Here is a 6,044-nt window from a genome sequence, read left to right on the forward strand (position 1 = left end):
AGATCCTAATGCATAGCCAGGAAATTAAGATGCTGCGAGATAAGGGTTTCAGCTTTCGGTTGATCGCTGAATTTCTCAAGGTCAACAGGCGTTTTTCAGTCCATTGGACGTATATAGAGAAACTGTGGAAGCAAATAGAAAGGCGGGCATAGTATATTTGCTTAATTTTGGTTACACTCTAATGTTTTAATAGATTACGATGCATAAGCTTTTCTTAAAAGTTCTTTCATAATTTTACCATCTTCAGGAAAGGTAACAGGCTTATGAATCATAGAAAATGGCAGCCGGGCGCCCTCATCAAAAAAGACAGAATTCTCATGAAAAGCTTTCTCGAGTTTAGTTCTTACGATCATAGAGCTTGCTTTTGTTGTCCCTGTCAATACTATGATCAACCTTCCAAAATGCGGTTGCATGATAATCCTGTCGGAATCCCGTCGAATCACTCTATCAACAATATCTTTTAATTGCGCCGGAAGCTGTTTGTGGATTTCTGAGTCTTTGGGATACTTGCTCAATGGTCCAATCCCTTTAAGATCTAAACATAATAGTGAGAATGGCGGGGAATTTATATGTTTGCGAATTTCCATTTCCAACATAGACATTTCAACGGTTTCAGGTGAAAAAACAGGAAGGTTAAAGAAAAACCTGCATCCTTTGCCTGGTTCGCTCTCTATCGAAAGTTTTCCGCCATGAGCCTCTACCAGTTCTTTGGAAATATTAAGGCCAAGTCCGCTGCCTTTCGGTTTCTGATCCAAGGTATGACCAGCCTGGTAAAATTTCTCAAAAACCATTTTTTGATCATCAACCGAAATGCCTGGCCCATTATCTGTTACGCTTATCTCAACTGCGGATTGCGGATTGCGGAATCGAAGTCCGAAATCGCTCGTGCGCTCAGGACAACCCTGCCTCCTTCCTGAGTAAATTTCAGGGCATTACTTATAAGATTATTCATGATCTGCTCAATCCTTGCATAATCTGCATAAACTGTCGGGACATTATCTAAACTATTATAATCTATTTCAAGTGTCTGGGATTTTGCCTCTGCCTGAGGTTTAAATGTGTCAACAACCTCTTGAAAAATAGAGGCCGGATCCAGCTCTGCAAGGTCAAGTTCTACTCTGCCCGCATCTAATTTGGCGATATTAATGATATCATTAAGTAATAAAGCTAACCGGTCAATATTGCGAGCTGCCATTGCTGTAAATTGTTCCTGTTTTGCATTGAGTTCCCCTGCTTTTTTAGACGACAGGATATCGATTGCATTTTTTATAGAAGTTAGAGGGGTTCTGAGTTCATGCGAAGCTATAGAGATAAATTCTGTCTTCATTTGAGCAAGTTTTACAAGTTCCTTATTAGCTTTAATCAATGTTTCTTCGGCCTTTTTTATGTTTGTAACGTCGAAAAGCGTTGCAAGACATGCGGGTTCACCCCGCCAATTTGTTTTCACCACGCGCATATCAGCTACTCCGGTTTTTCCATCTTCCATAATAATATTAAGCTCCATCTTCTCATTTGCAACAAGAGGAAGGCCGAATATAGTACCTATTAATTCATCTGCCTTTTTCCCAAAGAGAAATTCCGCAGTTGGATTGACAAACTTAATAACTCCCTCCCTGTTAACTATGATTATCCCGCTAGAGGTTTTGTTTACAATGGACCGAAGGCTTTTCTGGCTTTCCCGCAGTTCAGCGGTGCGTTCTTCAACCTTCTGTTCCAGTCCCCTGCGGTAAACTCGACTTGCAAGTTCAAGCTCTCGACGACGCAGGGAATTACTGATGTTAATGAGCACCTCATTGGGGTTAAAAGGCTTAATCATGTACCCATAAGCCCCTATTTCCAGTGCTGTTTCGGCAACCGCCGGATCATCCACCGCTGTCATCATCATTATCGCTGTGTCCGGATATTCGGCCGCAACATGTCGGATGAAATCAATGCCGGACTCCCCCGGCATAGTTACATCGCATAAGATCAGCTCGAAATTCCGATTTTTAATTAATTTACGGGCCTCTGCCGCATTAGCAGCCAGAGCATATTCGTATCTGCCCTTTGAAAGTATTATACTTAATAGACGTCGGATGGGCTCTTCGTCATCTACAATCAGAATGTTTGCCATTTTCGTTACTCCTTAGTGAGTGAAAATTGAATATTGTATATTGAAGATTGAATATACAATATTCAATTCCCAGCGTCCAGCACTTGCCTAACCTTGCGCGCCAGACTTTCCGGTGTAAAAGGTTTTTGGAGAAAATTCAGTCCGGGCGCCAAAACACCGTGCTCAACTATGGCGTTGTCTGTGTACCCCGACATGTAAACCACCTTCATCCGGGGATAGAAAAGCTGCAGCTTTTCTGACAGCTCCTTCCCGCCCATCTTGGGCATCACCACATCAGTGATCATCAGATGAATCGGCCCCTCGTGCGCCTCGCTGACCCTCAAAGCATCTTCACCATTTTCAGCATCTAATACTTTGTATCCATGCAGCAGGAGAACCTCTTGTGTAAATTTTCGAAGACCGTCATCATCCTCCACAATCAAAATGGTTTCAGAACCGTCAAGTTCGATTACAGGGAGCTGCTGTTTTTCCTCCGAGTCCGCATCTCCCTCCGTTCTGGGCAGGTAGATCTTGAAGGTGGAACCCTGTCCGGGCTCGCTGTAAACCCAGATAAAGCCATTGTTTTGTTTGACAATGCCATATACCGTTGACAAGCCCAATCCCGTGCCCTTGCCGACTTCCTTGGTGGTAAAGAAAGGCTCGAAGATATGCTCCCGGTTTTCCTTGTCCATCCCGATGCCGGTATCGCTTACAGCGAGCATCACATAATGACCTGACTTTTCTCCTTCAATACCGTGTTTGTGAAAATGGTTCTCGTCCAAATCAGTGTTGGCTGTTTCAATGGTGAGCCTTCCTCCATGGGATATAGCATCTTTAGCATTGATCGTCATGTTCATGATCACCTGCTCCATCTGCCCGGGGTCCACCTCCACCTGCCATAATGCAGGTTCCAGAATCGTCAACAGCTCAACATCCTCCCCAATCAGGCGACCGAGCATCTTCTCTATGCCTGTTAATAGTTCATTGAGATCCAGAACCCTGGGTGTAATTATCTGCTTGCGGCTGAAGGCAAGAAGCTGCCGGGTAAGGGATGCCGCCCTGTCACCAGCTTTCTTGATCTCTTCAATTTTCTCGCGTAAGGATTCATCCTTTATGACATCCATCAATGCAAGCTTGGCATAGCCGATGATGACGGTCAGCAGGTTGTTGAAATCATGGGCAACGCCGCCGGCCAGAGTGCCGATGGCCTCCATTTTCTGGGACTGCCGGAATTGTTCTTCAAGTTTCTTTTTTTCTTCCTCAGCATGCTTGCGCTTGGTGATGTCCCTCACTATTGCGGTCGCGATGTGCGTTTCATTCTTCTTTCTTGATGAAACGGAGAGTTCAACTGGAATCTCTGTCCCATCTTTCCTTACGCCCTGAAGCTCCAAGGCCTTTCCTATGACCGGGCCTAACCCGCTTTTTCGGAATTCAACAAATCCCTTTTCCATTTCTTTCTTGTATCTCTCAGGGACAATCTTCATTAAACTTTGCCCTGTCATCTCCTCTTCCGTGTACCCAAATATCCTTTCTGCTCCCTTATTCCACACACCAACCTTCATCTGCGAATCAACGGATATCACACCATCAACAAAGGTTTCGACAACCTCCCGGAATTTCTCCTCGCTCTCCCGCAGCGACTCTGTGCGGTCTTTCACCAGTTCCTCCAGGTGGTAGCGGTGTTTCCTCAATTCCTCCTCCGCTTGCTTGCGCTCAGTGATATCAGTTATCGCTGTTCGAATCTGGTTGAAATTCCCCTCGGCATCCCCCACAGCTATGCTTTCCATTCGACCATAGAACGGTGTGCCGTCCTTTTTCACAAGTTCCAGTTCCAGGGTCTGCCTGGTCCTGGTCTCAAGGACTCGTTTGATATAAAATTTGCACTCATACTGAAAATCCGGCGCAACAAAGGCAGAAAAGCCCATTTTAATCAGACCGCTTCTCACCACACCCAATAGATCAGTGCAGGTAAGATTTGCCTCAATGATCAGGCCTTTTTGATTCAGGGTGAGATATCCGATGGGCGCAAAGTCAAACAGGTCAAAGTACCTGTCCCGCGATTCCTTGAGTTCCAACTGGGTTCTGCGAAATTCCTCATTTTGCATCTCCAGTTCAACTTGATGGACCTCCAGCTCATGAATCAGCTTTTTGACATCGCCGACCGGAATATCTTCGATCTCCTCATGTTTTTCGCCAAGCAATTCTTCCGCTTGCCTTCGCAGTTGCTTAGACTGTTTTGATTCGGGTTTGCTCTTTTTCATGGATTCAGATCCTCAGAATGAAATCAAGAAACAAAAAAACGTGGTCATTTTTGGTGGTAAACTCTTTTGGGGAATTAATATTCCCTGTTTTTTTAACCGTATATAACCCATATTGTCAACAAAATAGTGTTTATATACGTATAGTCTTCAGTGGAAATAAGGACTATTGTCCGTACTAATGGAGGGAAAAATGGATATAGTCCATAAAACGAAATTATTAAAATGGTTCGGTCAAAACCTGAAAAGGGTCAGAAAGGATAAGAACTATAGCCAGGAATCGCTGGCTGAAATCGCCGGAATAGATCTCTCCCATTACGGCGCAGTTGAAAGGGGAGAGAGGGCAATCACTATACAGAAATTGTTCCAGATAACCAGTGCGTTGAATATTCCGATGCGGTATCTTTTTTCTGGCGAGCCTGGTCGCCCTTCGAACGAGATGGAAGATAAGCTTGAAGTATTAATCGAATTCTTAAGAGAAAGGGATGCCGAAGATCTTGATTTATTTAACGATATCTTGCCAAAACTTATTGAATGGAAATACAAAAAATACTGAAAGAAAAAACCGCAGCTCTCGACTTTCTATGCACACAAATTTTTTCAAAGCTCATTGTCATTGTGCGTGTGTGCATTATTCCGCAACATCTCAATAACTTTTTCCATGTCTGGTGGAATAGAGTGTAGTTTCGGGACGCTCCTTGATAAATTGACATGTCAGGATACACGAGCAAAGCCATTATTCGGCACGGTGTTCTGAAGCAGGGGCTGAATTTTCTTAAAAAGCCTTTTATGCCGGAAGATCTGGCGCGCAAGGTGCGCAAGGTGCTGGACCAATAAATTGAATATTTTCGATTGAAGATTGAATATTTAGGGAATGCTACCGATGGCCCTGCAAGGCTTTGATGTGGGTACTTACGGGATGCTCCTCAGTTTATAAGTTTGTATCGTCAAGAATAGAACAGCTAAATCCTTTTTTTAGTTCATAGTTTCATGTCCAAGCCTGTAAAACAAAAAGCCCCATCCTTCATATGACTGAAGAAATGGGGCTTTATTTTTTTGTAATGATTGGTCACCTGCTGATCCTCCTGTTTGAGGTTCAAAAAACAGACCGAAATTAATCTTTGGAAATATACATTAGGTGAATATACAAGTCAATTTATTGTCTTTTTCGGGATTTAATGCTTACGAGATACGGATGCTATTCCTTTGAATTGCGGAGTTGTGATAACTTATCAGAGCAAATCATGATTCAGACAATTCTCATACAGGTAGTGTTTGCATATCACAAATTTTAAAGTGTTTCAATTTGTTACGTGAATAGCAGCTATACGTAACGAAAACATCTGCGGTTTATCCAGAAAATATTTTTATTGTATTAAATTTCCCAAGCAAGGGAGTGCAATCTCTTTTCAATTTTTTTAAGAGTATCGATTAAGTCATTTTCATTGGGCAATTTGCCAATAACCAATTCTTTAAAAATTGTTCGGTATGTTGATTTGATATGATTCCAGGTAACTTCCGGGTCTTTAAAAATTAATGCTGAGCAAGGGTGCTCTTCTAACCAGGCATTATTATTTTTATAACTGATAAAATCGTCTTTTCCGACCTTCACCAACATTTTATAAAATTCAGCACTTTCAAAAAAAGATTTAATTGATCCATTACTCAGCATAAGATGGATATCATATACGTGC

The 6,044-nt window shown here is 42.7% G+C and carries 6 protein-coding genes; 2 read left to right on the top strand and 4 right to left on the bottom strand.

What is annotated here, in order from left to right:
* Positions 1-194 precede the first annotated feature (194 nt).
* The 3 genes from VMW78_06015 to VMW78_06025 form a co-directional block, all read right to left on the bottom strand.
* A complete protein-coding gene (locus VMW78_06015; protein ID HUV50557.1) occupies positions 195-923 on the bottom strand; it encodes an ATP-binding protein in 729 nt (242 codons plus the stop codon).
* Positions 836-2,113, bottom strand: coding sequence for a response regulator (locus VMW78_06020; GenBank protein HUV50558.1), 1,278 nt, complete (start codon positions 2,111-2,113; stop codon positions 836-838). Before VMW78_06020 ends, VMW78_06015 begins: the two co-directional genes overlap by 88 nt.
* A 62-nt stretch (positions 2,114-2,175) precedes the next feature.
* Entirely contained in the window at positions 2,176-4,353 is a 2,178-nt protein-coding gene (locus VMW78_06025; GenBank protein HUV50559.1) for a PAS domain S-box protein, read from the bottom strand.
* A gap of 190 nt (positions 4,354-4,543) precedes the next feature.
* Between VMW78_06025 and VMW78_06030 the strand changes: the two genes are divergently transcribed.
* Entirely contained in the window at positions 4,544-4,906 is a 363-nt protein-coding gene (locus VMW78_06030) for a helix-turn-helix transcriptional regulator (protein ID HUV50560.1), read from the top strand.
* 155 nt (positions 4,907-5,061) lie between these two features.
* The gene (locus VMW78_06035) at positions 5,062-5,187 is read left to right on the top strand and encodes a hypothetical protein (GenBank protein HUV50561.1); all 126 of its coding nucleotides are present in this window, start codon (positions 5,062-5,064) and stop codon (positions 5,185-5,187) included.
* A 538-nt stretch (positions 5,188-5,725) separates the two neighbouring features.
* Here the strand turns inward: VMW78_06035 and VMW78_06040 are convergent.
* Positions 5,726-6,044: nucleotidyl transferase AbiEii/AbiGii toxin family protein (locus VMW78_06040; GenBank protein HUV50562.1), on the bottom strand; the 319-nt coding region annotated here is incomplete at its 5' end.

It is taken from the genome of Anaerolineae bacterium (assembly GCA_035529315.1).
Lineage (GTDB): Bacteria > Desulfobacterota > Desulfobacteria > Desulfobacterales > ETH-SRB1 > Desulfaltia.

Bases quoted from the DNA above. Each gene is read 5' to 3' on its own strand.
- VMW78_06025 (HUV50559.1), bottom strand. From the start codon at position 4,353: ATGAAAAAGAGCAAACCCGAATCAAAACAGTCTAAGCAACTGCGAAGG.
- VMW78_06020 (HUV50558.1), bottom strand. From the start codon at position 2,113: ATGGCAAACATTCTGATTGTAGATGACGAAGAGCCCATCCGACGTCTA.
- VMW78_06035 (HUV50561.1), top strand. From the start codon at position 5,062: ATGTCAGGATACACGAGCAAAGCCATTATTCGGCACGGTGTTCTGAAG.
- VMW78_06030 (HUV50560.1), top strand. From the start codon at position 4,544: ATGGATATAGTCCATAAAACGAAATTATTAAAATGGTTCGGTCAAAAC.